At 73.4% G+C, this 15,428-nt stretch carries 19 protein-coding genes; 10 read left to right on the forward strand and 9 right to left on the reverse strand.

The features are described 5' to 3' along the window. Positions 1-104: 104 nt before the first annotated feature. The 3 genes from ACZ47G_RS39280 to ACZ47G_RS39290 form a co-directional block, all read right to left on the reverse strand. Positions 105-650, reverse strand: coding sequence for an RNA polymerase sigma factor (locus ACZ47G_RS39280; protein WP_465751261.1), 546 nt, complete (start codon positions 648-650; stop codon positions 105-107). Positions 651-802: 152 nt separating this feature from the next. Then, positions 803-1,456 carry a M15 family metallopeptidase gene (locus ACZ47G_RS39285; protein WP_465751263.1) on the reverse strand — a complete coding sequence of 218 codons (654 nt, stop codon included), beginning with the start codon at positions 1,454-1,456 and terminating at the stop codon, positions 803-805. Positions 1,457-1,541: 85 nt separating this feature from the next. Next, entirely contained in the window at positions 1,542-4,820 is a 3,279-nt protein-coding gene (locus tag ACZ47G_RS39290) for an AfsR/SARP family transcriptional regulator (protein ID WP_465751265.1), read from the reverse strand. A 186-nt stretch (positions 4,821-5,006) separates the two neighbouring features. Here ACZ47G_RS39290 and ACZ47G_RS39295 point away from each other — a divergent pair, with 186 nt between their 5' ends. The 6 genes from ACZ47G_RS39295 (at position 5,007) to ACZ47G_RS39320 (ending at position 9,663) form a co-directional block, all read left to right on the forward strand. Further along, positions 5,007-5,408: an SH3 domain-containing protein gene (locus ACZ47G_RS39295; RefSeq protein WP_465751267.1), complete on the forward strand. Its 402-nt coding sequence runs from the start codon at positions 5,007-5,009 to the stop codon at positions 5,406-5,408. A gap of 115 nt (positions 5,409-5,523) precedes the next feature. Beyond that, positions 5,524-5,973: a hypothetical protein gene (locus ACZ47G_RS39300; RefSeq protein ID WP_465751269.1), complete on the forward strand. Its 450-nt coding sequence runs from the start codon at positions 5,524-5,526 to the stop codon at positions 5,971-5,973. Positions 5,974-6,047: 74 nt separating this feature from the next. Beyond that, positions 6,048-6,566 (forward strand): RICIN domain-containing protein, encoded by a 519-nt coding sequence (locus ACZ47G_RS39305; protein ID WP_465751271.1) that lies wholly within the window; start codon positions 6,048-6,050, stop codon positions 6,564-6,566. 169 nt (positions 6,567-6,735) lie between these two features. Continuing rightward, positions 6,736-7,470: a leucine-rich repeat domain-containing protein gene (locus ACZ47G_RS39310; RefSeq protein ID WP_465751294.1), complete on the forward strand. Its 735-nt coding sequence runs from the start codon at positions 6,736-6,738 to the stop codon at positions 7,468-7,470. Between the two features lie 228 nt (positions 7,471-7,698). After that, entirely contained in the window at positions 7,699-8,982 is a 1,284-nt protein-coding gene (thrS, locus tag ACZ47G_RS39315) for a threonine--tRNA ligase (RefSeq protein WP_465751273.1), read from the forward strand. A 138-nt stretch (positions 8,983-9,120) separates the two neighbouring features. Continuing rightward, complete coding sequence (locus ACZ47G_RS39320; protein WP_465751275.1) at positions 9,121-9,663, forward strand: hypothetical protein; 543 nt, start codon at positions 9,121-9,123, stop codon at positions 9,661-9,663. A gap of 108 nt (positions 9,664-9,771) precedes the next feature. Here the strand turns inward: ACZ47G_RS39320 and ACZ47G_RS39325 are convergent, their stop codons facing one another. After that, positions 9,772-10,182: a VOC family protein gene (locus ACZ47G_RS39325; protein ID WP_465751277.1), complete on the reverse strand. Its 411-nt coding sequence runs from the start codon at positions 10,180-10,182 to the stop codon at positions 9,772-9,774. Positions 10,183-10,249: 67 nt separating this feature from the next. Between ACZ47G_RS39325 and ACZ47G_RS39330 the strand changes: the two genes are divergently transcribed. Further along, positions 10,250-10,780 carry a MarR family winged helix-turn-helix transcriptional regulator gene (locus ACZ47G_RS39330; protein WP_465751279.1) on the forward strand — a complete coding sequence of 177 codons (531 nt, stop codon included), beginning with the start codon at positions 10,250-10,252 and terminating at the stop codon, positions 10,778-10,780. Positions 10,781-10,821: 41 nt separating this feature from the next. Here the strand turns inward: ACZ47G_RS39330 and ACZ47G_RS39335 are convergent, their stop codons facing one another. Next, positions 10,822-11,469, reverse strand: a complete 648-nt coding sequence (locus tag ACZ47G_RS39335) for a C40 family peptidase (protein WP_465751281.1) — start codon at positions 11,467-11,469, stop codon at positions 10,822-10,824. A 208-nt stretch (positions 11,470-11,677) separates the two neighbouring features. Here ACZ47G_RS39335 and ACZ47G_RS39340 point away from each other — a divergent pair, with 208 nt between their 5' ends. Next, complete coding sequence (locus ACZ47G_RS39340) at positions 11,678-12,082, forward strand: RidA family protein (RefSeq protein WP_465751283.1); 405 nt, start codon at positions 11,678-11,680, stop codon at positions 12,080-12,082. An 81-nt stretch (positions 12,083-12,163) separates the two neighbouring features. Here ACZ47G_RS39340 and ACZ47G_RS39345 read toward each other — a convergent pair whose 3' ends face one another. After that, positions 12,164-12,658, reverse strand: coding sequence for an SRPBCC family protein (locus tag ACZ47G_RS39345; RefSeq protein ID WP_465751285.1), 495 nt, complete (start codon positions 12,656-12,658; stop codon positions 12,164-12,166). Then, positions 12,658-13,152, reverse strand: coding sequence for an ArsR/SmtB family transcription factor (locus ACZ47G_RS39350; RefSeq protein WP_465751287.1), 495 nt, complete (start codon positions 13,150-13,152; stop codon positions 12,658-12,660). Before ACZ47G_RS39350 ends, ACZ47G_RS39345 begins: the two co-directional genes overlap by 1 nt. A 382-nt stretch (positions 13,153-13,534) precedes the next feature. Between ACZ47G_RS39350 and ACZ47G_RS39355 the strand changes: the two genes are divergently transcribed. After that, positions 13,535-14,230 carry a ScbR family autoregulator-binding transcription factor gene (locus ACZ47G_RS39355; protein WP_465751288.1) on the forward strand — a complete coding sequence of 232 codons (696 nt, stop codon included), beginning with the start codon at positions 13,535-13,537 and terminating at the stop codon, positions 14,228-14,230. Between the two features lie 213 nt (positions 14,231-14,443). Beyond that, complete coding sequence (locus ACZ47G_RS39360; RefSeq protein WP_465751290.1) at positions 14,444-14,725, forward strand: hypothetical protein; 282 nt, start codon at positions 14,444-14,446, stop codon at positions 14,723-14,725. A gap of 178 nt (positions 14,726-14,903) precedes the next feature. Here ACZ47G_RS39360 and ACZ47G_RS39365 read toward each other — a convergent pair whose 3' ends face one another. Beyond that, positions 14,904-15,044, reverse strand: a complete 141-nt coding sequence (locus tag ACZ47G_RS39365) for a hypothetical protein (protein WP_465751292.1) — start codon at positions 15,042-15,044, stop codon at positions 14,904-14,906. Then, positions 15,020-15,259 carry a transposase gene (locus ACZ47G_RS39370; protein WP_465751296.1) on the reverse strand — a complete coding sequence of 80 codons (240 nt, stop codon included), beginning with the start codon at positions 15,257-15,259 and terminating at the stop codon, positions 15,020-15,022. Before ACZ47G_RS39370 ends, ACZ47G_RS39365 begins: the two co-directional genes overlap by 25 nt. Positions 15,260-15,428: the final 169 nt, after the last annotated feature.

A 15,428-nucleotide genomic window follows, 5' to 3' on the forward strand; every position in this document is an offset into this window, starting at 1 on the left:
CCCCCCCCCCCCCCCCCCCCCCCCCCCCCCCCCCCCCCCCCCCCCCCCCCCCCCCCCCCCCCCCCCCCCCCCCCCCCCCCCCCCCCCCCCCCCCCACCGCCCGGTCAGCGGGTCCGGAGGTCGGCCAGTGCGGCGCGCATCTTGGCGAGGCCGCGCATCCGGTTGCGCTGCACCGTCCCCCGGTGGGCGCCGAGCCGTTCCCCGGCCGCGTCGTGGCTGAGCCCCTCCAGGTCGACCAGGATCACCGCCGCCGCCTCCTTCGGCGACAGCAGCGCCAGCAACGACAGGGCCGCGCACCTGGCCTCGCAGCGCTCCATCCCGCCGTCCCAGTCCGGTTCCGGCAGCCGGCCGGTGGCGGTCTCCCGGCGGGACGGCCGCCGCCAGGAGTCCCGCAGCAGGTTGAGCGCGGTCGCCGAGGCGTAGGCGTACGGGTGTTGCTGGGCGGTCAGGGTGCGTCGCCTGGCCCGGTGGGAGAGGCGCAGGTAGGTGTCCTGGAGCAGGTCGTCCGCGTCGTGCGGATTGCCGGTCAGGGCCAGCAGTCGACGGCGCAGCCGGGGCATGGCCTCGGTGAAGGCGGCGTCGAACTCGGCCGGGTCCATGCCGTTGAGCGGACGGTCGACGACGGTGTCGCAGGGCTCGGTGATGCGCATCGGACGATTCCCCCAGGTGCACGCGATGTCGTTGGTCGGTCGGGTCGGGGTGGGCTGCGGGTGGTCCGGTCGGGGGGCAGGGCGCCGGCCGGACGTGCGGACGGAGTCGGTGCGGAGTCGATGCGGAAGCGGTGCAGCGAGGGCGGGCCGGGTCAGGCCGGTGCCACGGGGCCGTACCGGGCGGACCGGTGCCCGGACAGCAGCGCCCAGTACCGGTCTCCGTAGGACCAGTGCCACCACTCCGTGGGGTAGTTGACGAATCCGGCGGAGGTGAGCGCCCGGCGCATGGCCTCCCGGTGGGCGCGGGCGGTGGCGTCGATGCCGGGGGCGTCCGTGCGGCACGCGTCGAGGCTCTCCTCGGGCGTGGCGTTGACCTCGGTGCCCAGGGGGAGTTCGGTGCCGTCCGGGGTGGACAGGGTCAGGTCCACCGCGCCGCCGCTGGCGTGCGGGGCGACCTCGGGCGGTGAGATGTAGGCGCTGGCGAGCTCCCGGATCCGGGCCTGGGAGGCTTCGGGGTGGGCGGCCCGCAGGGTCGCCGAGTACGCCTCGAAGTAGCTGCGCTGGAGGTCCGGCGGCCGGAACCCCTCGACCACCAGGAACCGCGTCCCCGGAGGGAGGAGGGCCTGGGCCCGCAGGAGCCGGTCGAGGACGCCGGAGCGGACCCTGGCGTAGGCGCCGGAGTCGTCGGCCTGCCGGTCGTCGAGCAGGAGTTGCGGTACGCCCCGGAGGTCGACGAGCGGCTCCCCGCAGTCGTCCAGCGGGACGGCCGCCACGCGGGGGTTGGCGAGAGTGATGATGTCGGTCACACGACGATGCTCGCCGGGGGCTCTGCAGATTCCCTGTAGATGCTCTGTACGTGCCAAGCGGCTGCCCGGCGGTGCCCGGGGCCGGTCAGTCGCGCTCCTCCCACGCCTCCCGGCTGCCGAAGGCCAGGAAGGCCGAGTGCGCCTGGCGGCGGGCCAGTTCGGCGCCCGGGCGGTCGCCGTGCGCCGCGTGCACCTCGGCCAGGTCTCGCAGGGTGCGGGCCCGCCAGAGCGGCAGGGCGAGCCGTTCCCACAGGGCCAGCGCCTCCCGCAGCGGGGCCTCCGCGGCGTCCGGGTCCCTCGCCGCGAGGTGCCACTCGCCCCGGGTGCGCAGCACCAGGGCCTCGCCGAAGCGGTCCCGGCGCTCCCGGGCCACGGTCAGGCAGCGGTCGAGTCGCTGGTCCGCCGGGTCGAGCAGGCCCTGCCTCAACTCGACCTTGGCCAGAGCCTGTTCGGTGTACATCAGACCGAAGGTGTCGCCGATGGCGGTGAAGACGCGCAGTGCCTCCGTGAGCAGGCCGGTGGCCTCGGTCAGCGCGCCGCGGGCCCGCTCGCACAGGGCGATCGAGCGCAGGGTGATGGCCTCGCCCTGACGGTCGCCGAGCCGCCGGAACAGCGCCAGGGACCGGCTCAGCACCTCCCGGGCCTGGTCGCCGCGGCCCTGCTCGCGGTGGACGTAGCCGATTCCGTACAGGGTGTGGGCCGTCCCCGCGTCGTCGCCGATCGTCCGGTACCGCTCCAGGGCGGCGGCGAGTGCCTCGGACGCCTCGCCGAACCGGGCCTGTTCGCGGCGGATGGTGCCGATGGCGACCAGGGCGGTGGCGCTGCCCCGCAGGGCGTCGCGCCCGGTGCCGTCCGGGGAGCCGGCGGTGCGGTCCGGGGGTGCGGCGGTGCCGCGCGGGCAGGCGGTGTCGTCCGTGGCCGGCGCCGGTGCGTCGAACAGGCGTCGCGCGCGGTCCAGGAGGGTGTACGCCTCCTCGAACCTGTCCTGCTCGTAGCGGAGTTGGCCGAGGCCGAGGAGGAGCCACGGTTCGCCCTCGCCGTCCCCCTCGCGGCGTACCGCGTCCAGGGCGACGGTGTGGGTCTGCGCCCAGACGTCGAAGCGGTTGTAGAGGGCGGCGGAACTGGCGATCAGGGCGCCCGCCAGTTCGCGCGCGTCCCGGGTCATGCCCTGGGCGGCGCAGTGGTGGACGGCCGCGACCAGGCAGCCCTGTTCGGCGGCGAACCAGGTGGCGGGCCGGGGCAGCAGCCGGTCCTGTACCCGGGGATCGAGGCGGTACTCCGGGCGCGGCGGCGGCAGCAGCCAGGAGACCCCGCCCGGTCCCTCGACCGCCGCGCGGTCGGCGAGAGCCAGCCAGCAGGCGACCAACCGCCGCACCGCGCGCCGGCGTTCGGCGGGGGCCTCCTCGGCCAGGCAGCGCTCGCGGGCGTGTTCCCGGACGAGGTCGTGGATCCGGTACCGGTTCTCGCCGGTGCCGTCGGTGCCCACGGCCTCGATGAGGTGGCAGTCGACGAGCCGCTCGACGGCCTCCTCCGCCTCCGCGGTGTCGATGTCGAGGAGCGGCGCGGCGATCCAGGCGGCGAAGTCGGGCAGGTCCATCAGGGCGAGGCGGCGCAGCGCCCGGCGTTCGGGCGGGTCCAGTTCGGCGTAGCCCAGTTCGAGGCTGGCGCGCACCTCCAGGTCGCCGGTGCGGAGTTCGTTGAGGCGCCCGCGCTCGTCGCGCAGCCGCCCGGCGAGCTGCCCGGGGGTCCAGTGCGGCCGGGCGGCGAGCCGGGCGCCCGCGATCCGCAGGGCCAGCGGGAGCTGGCCGCACAGGGAGACGATCTCGTCGAGGTCGCCCGGCCCGGGCTGCGGGCGGGGACGGCCGGCGACCGTGGTCAGCAGGCGCAGTGCCTCCCCGGGATCGGGCACCGACAGGTCGAGCCGGATCGCGCCCTCCAGCGCGGTCAGCCGTCGGCGGCTGGTGATCAGCACGGCCGACCCGGGGCCGGGCGGCACCAGGGGCCGCAGCCGGGCTTCGCTGGGGGCGTTGTCCAGGATCAGCAGGATCCGTCGTCCGGCCAGCCGGGTCCGGTAGAGGCCGAGCAGGTCGTCCGGGCCGGCTCCGGCACCGGGGTCGACGCCGAGCGCCCGCAGCAGCCGGGTGAGGGCGTCGGTGGTGGTCAGCGGGGCGGTGTCGGAGGCGCGCAGGTCGAGGAAGAGACGGCCGTCGGGGAAGAGGTGGGCGGCGCGGTGGGCGGCGTGGACGGCGAGCGTGGTCTTGCCCATGCCGGGGCGGCCGGAGATGACCGCGATGGGTGGGGCGGTCCTGGCGGTGTCACGTGCCCGGCCCAGGAGCGTGGTGACCCAGCCGACCTGGCGGGTCCGGCCGACGAAGTCGGCGACGTCCGGCGGGAGGTGGGAGGGCGGGCTGACCGTCCGGCTGCCGACTGCCAGGCCGACCGCGGGGCTGGTGGTCGTGGGGCCGGTGGTCGTGGGGTTGCGGGTCGAGGGGCTGCCGGGACCGGCCGCAGTGGCGGGCGTCGTCACGTGCGCGTCCACCGGACCGCCGGGCGTGCGGCCGGGTCCGCCGGTCGTGGCCGCTGCTCCGGTCGCCCCGGCGGGCCCGAAGGCGAGCGCGGGGTCGTTGCGCAGTGCGGCGAGGTGGAGCGCGCGCAGTTCGGGGCCGGGGTCGAGACCGAGGTCGGTGCGGAGGATGTCGCAGCCCTCCTGGAAGACCCGCAGCGCGTCGGGCGCCCGGCCGGCCCGTAACAGGGCGGTCATCAGCTGGGCGCGCGGCCGTTCGCGCAGCGGGTGGGCGGCGACGTGGGCGAGCAGCGGGGCGACCACCTCGGTGTCCTGCCGCAGCCGCAGCCGCAGCGCGTAGAGGTGCTCCTGGGTGACCAGGCGCAGTTCGTTCAGACGGGCGGCCTCGATCCGGGCGAACGACTGGGTGAGGCCTTCCAGGGCGTCCTGTCCGTGCCAGAGGGCGAGGGCGTCGGTGAACAGGTCGAGCGCCTCGCCGTCGCGGCCCTCGTCCGAGGCCCGCCGCCCGGCCGCCAGCAGCCGTTCGAACCGGCTGGCGTCGACCTGGCCGGGCGCGAGGTCGGCCAGGTAGCCAGGGGCCCGGGTGCGGATCACCGGGGCGGCGTCGGCCGGTGCCAGGGCGCGGCGGACGGCGGCGACGTGGGTGGCGACCAGCGCGCCCGCCGTCGCGGGGGCGCTGTCCTCCCAGACGAGGTCCACCAGCCGAGCGGTGGAGAGGACTTCGCCCAGGTGCACGACCAGCGCGGACAACAGTGCGACGGGTCTCGATCCGCCCAGGGGCAGCCGCCTGCCCTCGTCGTCCCGCACCTCGACCGGGCCCAGCAGGCGTACTTCGATCATCGTTCCCCGTCAAGCAGCTCTCCGCGCGAAAGGTACCTGACAACGATATCCCCCGGGCCGGGCGAGGGCCTCGGAAAATCCCGGGCGGAAGCCCGCCGGCAACGGCGGCTCGCGAACGGTGCTCATACGGAACGTGAGCGCGGCCCGTCGACGGTGTGACGAGGGTTCACCGAACGAGGAGTCGATATGACGAAATCCCTTCGCACCACCGCCCGTTCACTGCGGCGCGCGCTCCCGGCCGGTGTCGTCGCGACGGCGGCGACGCTTCCCCTGCTGCTCCCCGGAGCGGCCCACGCGACGACGACGGATGCCCGGTTGTACGTGTGGGCGACCGGCGTGAACGTCCGGGCCTGTGCGGGCGCCTCCGCGTCCTGCCCGCCGATCGAGGGCGCGCAGATCGGCCGGCGGTGGGTGACGGCGTTCTGCCAGGGCCAGAGCACCGAGGTCGTCGACGGCCCGTACCGCAACAACTGGTGGGTGCAGGTGGACGCGGGCGGCCCGGTCGGCTGGATCAGCGCGGTGTACGTGCGCGGGGGCGACAACGACCAGCCGGTGCCGGGGCTGTCCCTGGAGTCCGACTGCCACTGACCCGGAGCCACGGCGGTGCGGACGCTCATACGAACGGCCGCCGGACGCCGTCTCCCGGGTGACGCGTCCTGTTCTTCCGTCTTCTTCCGTCCAACCACCGAGAGGGGCACCCATCGTGTCCGGAAAGTCCACCACCCGCCTGTTCCCGCTGCGAGCGCTGGGGGCCGCCGTGCTCGGCCTGACGGCCGTGCTGGGGGTGACGGCGGCGCCCGCGCAGGCGCAGACGACCGCGTCGGCGTCGGCGTCGGCGTCAGCCAGTCTCACGAACTCGACCGTCCACATCTGGGCCAGCCAGGTGCGGGTGCGTGAGTGCACGGACACCTCCTGCGGACTGGCCACGCAGGAGCGGCTCACCAACGTCAACGTCCAGGCGTTCTGCCAGCGCTGGGGCGGCAACGTCACCGACGGGTCCTACTACAACCACTACTGGGTCGAGATCGTGACGCCGGGGGGCTGGCTGGGCTGGGTGAGCGCCGTGTACGTCAGCGGCGGCTCCAACGACGGCCCGGTGCCCGGAGTGCCGGTCGAGACCAACTCCAGCCCCGTGTACTGCGAGTACCCGTAGGCGTGCCCTGGGGGCCGGCAGCAGCAAGGCGCACCGAGGAGCGCGGCACCACGCGCCACAGGAAAGGGAACACGATGAACGCACAGAACCCGACGCTCGGACGGCGGTTCCGCCGGACGGCCGTCGTCCTCTTCTCCACCGCCTGCCTGGGCGCGGCCGTGACCGGCGTCGCCGGGGCTGCGACCGGTGATCCGTCGCCCACGGGGAACCGGGCCGCCGCGTTGGCGGCGGTCGAGCACTTCGGCAACATGGCGACCGGCGGCTGCCTCGACGACAGCTTCGCGTACGGCTTCCGGGGCTTCGGCTGCAACAACAGCGACTTCCAGAACTGGAACGTGCGGATCTGGCAGGAGGACGGTACCCGCCAGTTCCGCAACATCGCCACCAACCGGTGCATCTACGGCGGTGTGGGGGCCGGCGTCCACCCGGACACCCGGGCCTGCGACTCCTCCAAGGAGCAGAGCTGGTGGGTGAACGCCCGGGGCGACCAGGTGAGCTTCGAGAACCAGGCCAACGGCCTGTGCCTCGACGACAGCGAGTACGGCCTGCGCATGATGCCCTGCACCTACAACCGCTACCAGACCTGGCGCTGAGCACGCGCCGGGGGTCCGGCGCCGGGGGCCCTGGCGACCCCCGGCGCCGGCCCGTACCTCCGGGCCCGTACGGGGGCGGGGCCCGGGGTGCGGCGGGTGCCGGTTTCGGCCCGGCCCGGCCCGGCGCGGTTCGGTTCGGCGGGGGCGGACAATGGTGGGCGTGACAGACATGACGCTCAACCTCTGGCGGCAGCCGCTCGGCCCGGTGGCCGCCGAGGCGCTCACCTTGGCGTGGGAGCACACCGAGTTGACCGTGCTCATCCTCGCCGAAGGCGCGCTCTCCGAACTCCCACCCGGCATCAGCAGATTGATGCGGCTGCGGACCCTCGACCTCGGACACAACCTGTTCACCGAGGTGCCCGCCGAACTGACCCGGCTCACCTGGCTCCGGGACTTCCTCTACCTGCACGACAACCAGTTGACCAGCCTGCCGGACGGCCTCGGCCGGCTCACCCGGCTGCGCTACCTCAACGTCGGCGAGAACCGGCTCACCGAACTCCCGTTCGCCATCGGCAAGATGGCCGAGCTGGTCGAACTGCGCGCCCAGCACAACCGGCTCACCGCCCTGCCGGAGTCCATCGGCGCCCTCGGTGAACTGCGCGAACTGTGGCTGCGCGGCAATGAGTTGACCGCTCTGCCGGCTTCCTTCAAGCTGCTCTCCGAACTGCGCGAGCTGGAACTGCGGGAGAACGCCCTCGGCGAACTGCCCGCCGTGCTCGCCGGGCTGCCGAAGCTGCGCCGGATCGACCTCCGCACCAACGGGATCACCGAACTGCCCGACTGGCTGGCCGATCCAGCGGTGCTGCCCGCGCTGGAGAAGCTCGACCTGCGGTGGAACGACGTACAGGTGCCGGACCACCTGATGGAGGCGCTCACCGAGCGCGGCTGCATGGTCCTGATGTGAGCCGGCCTGATGTGAGCCGGCCCATGAAGATCAACGCGGATAAAGATCAACGCGGGCGCCGGCGGGCTGCTACCGTGGAAGGCATGAAGCGCGCTGCACTCGCCACGACGACGCCGGAAAGAGTCCCGGCGCGCTGACTGCTGACCAAGTCCGAAGCCCCGGGGCGAGTGCCCCGGGGCTTCGTCGTTCCCGGCTCCACTCGCCCACCCGTCCCGAGTGGAGACCACCATGAACGCGCAGCCCCTCCAGCCCCTCCAGGACCGGCCCGCCAACGACCGGCCCGCCAACGACCACCGCAGGCTCGGCCGCGAGCTGGACCTGTTCGACACCGATCCGCTGATGGGCTCCGGCCTGCCGTACTGGCTGCCCGACGGCGCCGCGATCCGGCACACCCTGGAGGAGTTCATCCGCGGCCGCGAGCGCCGGGCCGGCTATCGCCACGTCTACTCGCCGGTGCTCGGCAAGCGCGAGTTGTACGAGATCTCCGGCCACTGGGACCACTACCGCGAGGACATGTTCCCACCGATGGAACTCGGCTCGGAGGAGATGGTGCTGCGGCCCAGCCTGTGTCCGCACCATGCGCTGATCTTCCGATCCCGCCCGCACAGCTACCGGGAACTGCCGCTGCGGATGGCCGAGTTGGGCGGCATGTACCGCTCCGAGCTGTCCGGCGTGCTCGGCGGGCTGACCAGGGTCCGGGCGATCCAGCTGAACGACGCCCACGTCTTCTGCACCCCGGAGCAGGCCGCCGACGAGGCGGTCGCCGCCCTGGAGCTGATCCGCGAGGCGCACCGCGCGCTCGGCATCGTGCCGGTTCGCTACCGGCTCTCGTTGCCCGGTGAGGGCGGCAAGTACGTCGCCGACCCGGAACTGTGGCGCCGGGCCACCGCACTGCTGACCGATGTGCTGGAGCGTTCCGGGGTGCCGTTCGAGGCGGCCGAGGGCGAGGCCGCGTTCTACGGGCCCAAGATCGACGTGCAGATCGCCGACGGCGCCGGGCGCGAGTTCACCCTCTCCACCGTGCAGATCGACTTTCACCAGCCCGAGCGCTTCAACCTGCACTACATCGGCCCGGACGGCGCCAAGCACCGCCCGGTGATGGTGCACCGCAGCGTGATCGGCAGCGTCGAACGGGTGGTCGCCCATCTGATCGAGCTGTACGGCGGGGCGTTCCCGGCCTGGCTGGCACCGGCCCAGGTGGTGCTGGTGCCGATCTCCGAGGCCGAGGTTCCGCAGGCCGAGCGGCTGCGGCAGCGCTGCCTGGACCTCGGGCTGCGGGCCGAGGTCGCCGGGCCCGAGCACGGCAGCCTCGGCGCCCGGATCCGGGAGGCCCGGCTGGTGCCCTACCAGGCGGTGATCGGCGCCAGGGAGGCGGCGGACGACCGGGTCGCGCTGCGGCTACGGGACGGCCGCCGGCTGGAGCCGATGCCGGCCGAGGAGGCCTGGAGCCGGATCGGCGCGCTGGTCGCCGATTGCAGCGCCGAGCTGTGGCGGGACGCTGCGGCCCGGTGAGCCGGGAGCATACGTACGACTAGTGCGGTGAGCGGTGTGTCGGCGGGACCGGGGGCGGCGGCCGCCCGTCGAATGGGCGCGGCGGGCCGGTCCACGGCCGCCGCCGTCCCCGTGCGTCCCATCGTTCCGGAGGTGTCCATGCGCGGCTCGCGCAGGTTCGTCGCTCCCGTCCTCACCGTCTGTCTCGCCGTCGCCGGTGCCGTCGCCGCGGCCCCGCCGAGCTCGGCCGGGCTCCGCCCGCTGCCGATCCCGGAGGTCCAGTACTGCGCCACCGTGCTCGGGCACCTGCCCGGCGCCGACGGCGCCTCCCCGGTGCTCGGCCGGGCCTGCTCGTCGGACTCCCGCGCCGACGCGCTCGCCCGGGCCGACGGCCGCACCCGCACGGCCGAGGAGCCGGCCGACCGGACGCTGCTGCTGGAGGAGTTCAAGGACGTGGACTACGGGGGCGGCGTCATCTACTCCTTCTACGGCGACGCCGGCGGCTGCGACGGCACCGGCTACCACCTGGTCAACTACTTCGACGTGGCGCTGAGCGTCTCCTCGATGAAGGGCTACAACAACTGCAACGCCGTCCACCTCTGGTCGACCCTCAGCGTGGAGAAGACCATGGACCTCCCGGCGGCCCAACTGGGCGCGAACTTCAACGACGCGGTCCGTGAGCTGCAGGTCTTCCACCGCTGAGGCGCCCGACCGCGATCGCGGCGATGGCCGTGGCCGTCCGCGGACGGCCACGGTCCCGGTGGCTCCGGCGGCTCCAGCGGTCCCGGTGGTCCCGACGGCCCCGTACGGTCAGTAGGACTGCAGCTCGATCAAGTGGCCCTCGGGGTCGCGCAGATGGGCGCTGCGCAGGCCGGAGCCCCACTCCGGGCGGTCGGTGGCCGGGGCGGCCAGGGTGCCACCGTGGGCGAGGCAGAGGGCGAGGGCCGCGTCGACGTCCTCGACCCGGAGGACCAGCATCGCGGGGTCCTGGGCGGGGGCCTCGGGGCGGGCGGGCAGGCCGGTGGTGCCGAGGGCGGCGGCCATCGCGGCGCGGTCGAAGAGGGTCAGGACGGCCTGCTCGTTGACGTCCCAGTTCGCGTACGGGCCTTCGGGCGTGCCCTTGACCAGGGTGGCGCCGGTGAGCACGGGGAGCACGGCGCGGTAGAAGCCGAAGCAGTCGGCGAAGCGGGTGACGAGCAGGCGGGGGTAGAGGGCGTCCACGGGTGAACTCCTGAGCCGAGAATAGTGGGTCGTCACCCACTATAGGGAGCGACCCTAGAATGTCGCCATGGTCTCCGAGCACCCCGAGCACCCCGAGCGTCCAGAGCACTCTGAGCTTTCCGAGAACCCCGGGCACCCCGCCCCGACCGACGCACTGCCGCCGACCCTGGTGGACCTCAGCACCTTCCTGCTGGCCCGGATCGGCCGGACGGCGCGCGGCCGGCTCGCCGAGCAGCTCGCCGAACGCGGGCTGCGGCTCTGGGACATGGCCGTGCTGGCCGCGCTCGCCGACTTCGGGCCGCACGCCCAGCGGGACTTGGTGCGGCGACTCGGCATCGACCCGAGCGACCTCGCGAAGGTCGTCGACCAGCTCGGCGCGGCCGGGTACGTCGAACGCGCCCGGGACCAGGCGGACCGGCGGCGGGTCTCCGTCTCGGTCACGGATACCGGGCGGGCGCTGCTGGCCGAACTGGAGGCGCGGGCACGGGCGGTGCAGGACGAGGTGCTGGCGCCGCTGAGCCCGGCGGAGCGGCGGGTGCTGCAGGAGCTGCTGCTGAAGGTGAGCCAGGGGCCGGCGTTGCGGCGCGGCTCGGTGTGACCCCGAGGGCCGTGCGTGCTCCTCGGGGCCGCGCGTACTCCTCAGCCGGAGGCCGCCCCGGGGCGGCGGGCGCCCGCGAACTCGCCCGCCCAGCGCGGGAGGTCGAGCACCTTCTCGAGCCGGGCCACCAGGGTGCCGGTGCGCTCGGCGTGGATCATCGCGCCGTCGCCCGCGTAGATGCCGACGTGGTGCAGCGGAGCGTCCGGGCGGGAGAAGAACAGCAGGTCGCCGGGGGCGAGCGCATCGCATTCGACCGGGGCGCTCCGGTTGAACTGGGCCGCCGTGTAGTGCCCGAGTTCGACGGTGCCGTGGCTGGCGCGGTACCAGCAGTACAGGGACAGTCCGCTGCAGTCGAAACCGACCGTGCTCTCGCCCAGGCACACGCCGTTGAGGTAGCCGTTCTCCTCGTCGCAGAAACCGAGGCTCGGGCCCAGCCGGTCGCCGCCGCCCCAGGCGTACGGGATGCCGACCTGCGCCTCGGCGACGTCGGCGACCTGGCGGCCGAGGGCGGCGGCGGTGGGAGGGTCCGCGGCGGAGCCGGACGGGCCTGCGGCGAGGGCGGGTTGGGCCCCGGCGGGTTGGGCCCCGGCGGCGAGGGCCGGAGCGAGGCCCGCGCCGAGGGCGAGGCCGAGCATGCGGCGGCGGGCGACTCCGGAGGCCTGGTCGTGGCCGGGCGGTCGGGATTCCATCGGTCGGCTCTCCTGGGCTGGTCGAGGGAATGGGCGCGGGCCGCACCAGGATCGCGGTCCGGCGGTACCGTCCGCCATCACCCGTAACGGTGAATCGTGGGCACACGGGCCTTGGCGGGAGCGGGAGTTCACCGGAAAACGGTTTGACGGTCGTTCGGGAGGGACCAACGATGGGCGCGAACGTTCGGTGACGATCCTCGGAGGCCTCATGAACAGCGCCGTCAAGCTGGTCCGCAACACCCGGCTGACCCAGGCCGTCGACTACGCCTACGCGGCGGTGGTCGACGCCCCGGCGCGCTCGCTCTGGCTGGCCGGGGCCTGTCCGCTGGACGAGGAGGGGCGCACCGTCGCCGTCGGGGACTACGAGGGCCAGGCCCACCAGGTGATGCGCAATCTGATAACCGTGCTGGAGGACGCGGGTGCGGGGGTCACGGACATCGCCCGGACCACCGTGTACGTGGCCTCCGGCGATCAGGCGGACTTGGTGAAGGTCTGGAACGTGTACCGGGAGTACCTGGGGGCGCATGACGCCCCCAGCACTCTGGTCGGCGTCTCGGTACTCGGCTACCACGACCAGCTGGTGGAGGTGGAGGCGGTGGCCGTGCTGCCCTGACGGGCCCGGGAGGTCGGGGCTCAGGAGCTCGGGGGGCTCGGTCGGTCGGCTCAGCCTGTCCTGGCTCGGTCGGTCCTGGGCTCAGGAGGAGGCTGCGGCGAGCAGGGCGTCCAGCTTCCGGTAGCCCTCGACCACGCCGCGCTCCATGCCGCTGGCCAGGATCGCGTCCCGGGCCGCCAGGCTGTCGACCACCGACAGGATGGTGACGCGGGTGCGGCCCTCACCGACGGGTTCGAAGACGGCGGTGTCCAGCGAGACGCCGTCCGGCACGCCCTCGAAGGTGAAGGTCTGGACGAGCCGGGTGGCCGGCCGGACTTCGTGGAAGGAGCCGTAGAAGGCGGCGACCTGTCGGCCCTCGCGGTGCATGGAGTAGCGGTAGTGGCCGCCGGTGCGGGGCTCCCAGTCGTCGATCTTCATGTCGAGGTCGTCGGGGCCGAGCCACTGGGCGACCAGCTGGGGCTCGATCCAGGTCCGGAACACCCGCTCCTGCGGGGCGTCGAACTCGCGGACGATCCGGATGGTGGGCAGCGTCGGGTCCGCCTCGATGCGGGTCTGGTGACCGGTGGTGGAGGTCATCACGGGGCTCCTTCGGTGTGCCGGTTGCGGCCGGGGTGGCTGGAGGTGTCCGGGGCGTGCGGACCGGCCGGCTTCGGTTCCGCGCCGGTGTCGGCCCTGGTGTGCGCGCCGGTGTTCGGGCCGGTGCTCGGGCCGGGTTCTGTGTCGGCTTCCGCGCCGGCCTCCGGGTCGGCTTCGGCCATGGCCGCGAGGACGGCATCCAGGCGGCCGAAGCGGGCCTCGGCCTGGCGGCGGTAGCGCTCGATCCAGCCCGACATCAAGTCGAACACCTGCGGCTCCAGGTGGCACGGGCGCCGCTGGGCGTCACGGCTGCGGCTGACCAGCCCGGCCTCCTCCAGCACCTTGAGGTGCTTGGAGACGGCCTGCATGGACATCGCGTAGGAATCCGCCAGCTCGCCCACGGTCGCGTCCCGGACCGAGAGCCGGGCGACGATGTCGCGCCTGGTCGGATCGGCCAGGGCGACGAACGCCCGGGAGAGCTGGTCGACGGCCACCGCACACCTCTGTTCATCCGCAACCGATTGGTTGAGGACAACGCTACTCCGGCGCGCCCCCTTCCTCAACCGTTTGGTTGCGGAGGGGGCGGGGGCGGGTTTCGGGCGGAAGTGGCCCGCTGGAAGGAAACCGAGCGTTCGGTTTCCCGGCGCCAGTGCCGGGCGGTAAACCGTGTTCGTCGGCGGGCGTCCGGGGAGATACGACTTCCGTTCGTCCGGTCGGGATCTGACGGACCGTAGGAGAGAACATGTGGGACGGGTGGGGGAGGGGAGAAGGAGTGGGCTGATTCCTCGACATCGTCTTGTCGCCCGTAGGTGGCCCATAGCTAAGATACGGGGTGTTTGGTTTTGTTTTCCCGGAACTCAGGGCGGGGTGGTTGCGGTGGTACGGCAGGAACGGGCGCTCCGGACCCGTCGGCTGATCCTGGAGGCCGCGGCGTCGGTCTTCGACGAGTTCGGCTACGAGGGTGCCACCATCGGGGAGGTGGTCTCCCGGGCGGGTGTGACGCGAGGTGCGGTGTATTTCCACTTCGCCTCGAAGCGGGATCTCGCGCACGGCGTCGTCGAGGAGCAGTTCGTCCAGGACGGAGTGCCCGAACGAAGCTGCAAACTCCAGGAGTTCGTGGACACCGGGATGGTGGTCGCGCATCTGATGCCGCGTGACCCGCTGCTCAGCGCGGGCGCCCGGCTCACGCTCGGCCAGGACGTGTTCGAGGACCTCGGCGGCGCCGCGATCCCCGGTTGGATCAGCCGGATGGAGGCGCTGCTGGTGGCCGCCGGCGAGCGCGGCGAACTGCTGCCGCACGTCGTCCCGGCCGACACGGCATGGCTGATCACCGCGGCCTGGACGGGAGTTCAGATCCAGTCGCAGAAGCTCTCCGGCCGGGCGGACCTGGAACTCCGGGTGTCCGGCCTGTTCCAGCACCTGATGCCGAGCGTCGCGGTGCCCGGGGTGCTGGGCTCGCTGCAGATGGGGCCGGACCGGGGCGCCCAAGTGGTCGCCGAGGTCGCGGCGGCCGGGCGGGCGGAGTCGGGGGCCGAGGTTGAGGCGGTCGCGGGCGGGGTCGGCGTGGGCTGACCGGCCCGTCGGGCGAATTGGCGGCGGCGCGGGATCCACGGGGTCCGACGCCGCCTTCGGTTTGCCCCCGGCTTGGTCACGATGGGATTCGCTGGCTTTAGAGGTCGTTGTCTTTCCGAGAGTGATGGATGTGTTTTGGCTGGTCAGGCGTAGGTCTGGTGTTCCGTTGGCAGGGACGAGGTGTTGTGTCGTCTCTTCGGTGGAGGTGCCGGGATGCCGTCGGTGATGGGGTTGCTGGAGGAGCATGAACGGGCTGCCCGGCAGCGGGTGGAGGCTCTTCAGGCCGAGCTGCGGGAGGCGGAGGCCGCGTGGAAGCAGTTCGTGATCGCCCGCGAGACGGTGGGCGAGGTCCTGGCGGAATCTCGCGGAGGCGAGGAGCTGCCGTCGGCCGTGGTGGACGGTGAGCGGCCGACGCCGGTCGCGGTGGCGGTGCCCGGTTCGGTGGTGCCGCACTGGCGGGAAGGCCTCTCTCCGGCCGTACTGGCGCTGTATTAACAGCGGATCACGGATGTCCTCGCTGGTGGGAGCGAGGCGGGCGGGGAGGCGCTTGGCTGTAGGCAATTCGCGGCGGCGCTCGGCCTGGAGCCGGCTCCCGCGAAGGTCGAGGGGGTGCGGTCGAAGGCGAAGCGGCTGGCCGCGCGGGGCTGGCTGGCCGAGGAACGCCCGGGGAAGTTCAGGATGCCCGCCGGGCGAGGCGCCGGCTCATGACCATGCTCATCGACCACCGGATCACCGCCTCCGAGCTGTCGGTACGGGCCTCGTAGTCGCGGGCCAGTCGGCGTGAGCGCATCAGCCACGCGAACGTCCGCTCCACCAGCCACCCTTCGGCAGCACGACGAAGCCTGCGGTGTCGTCGGTGCGTTTGACCACGCTCAGCGCGAGGCCCAGAACATCGCGGGCGAGGTCGACCAGGCGTCCGGTGTAACCGCCGTCGGCCCGCACCAGGGTGATGCGCCAGTGCCGTTCGCGCAGCCGGGCCAACAGCGTCCCGCCGGCTTCGCAATCGGTGACCGAGGCCGCGGTGACCATCACCGCGGTCGGCTCCGGATCGCGGCTCGCCGCCTCGCGGACCCGGTCCCGCAGCCGGTCGTGGAACTCGGCGACCAGGCCTGTCAGCGGACACGGCAGACTCCCCGCTGGCGGTCAGTTGGCCTCCCCGCTGGTGGACATGAAATCTCCCCGGTGACGGACAGCTGAT

The organism is Kitasatospora sp. NPDC030952, assembly GCF_055571335.1.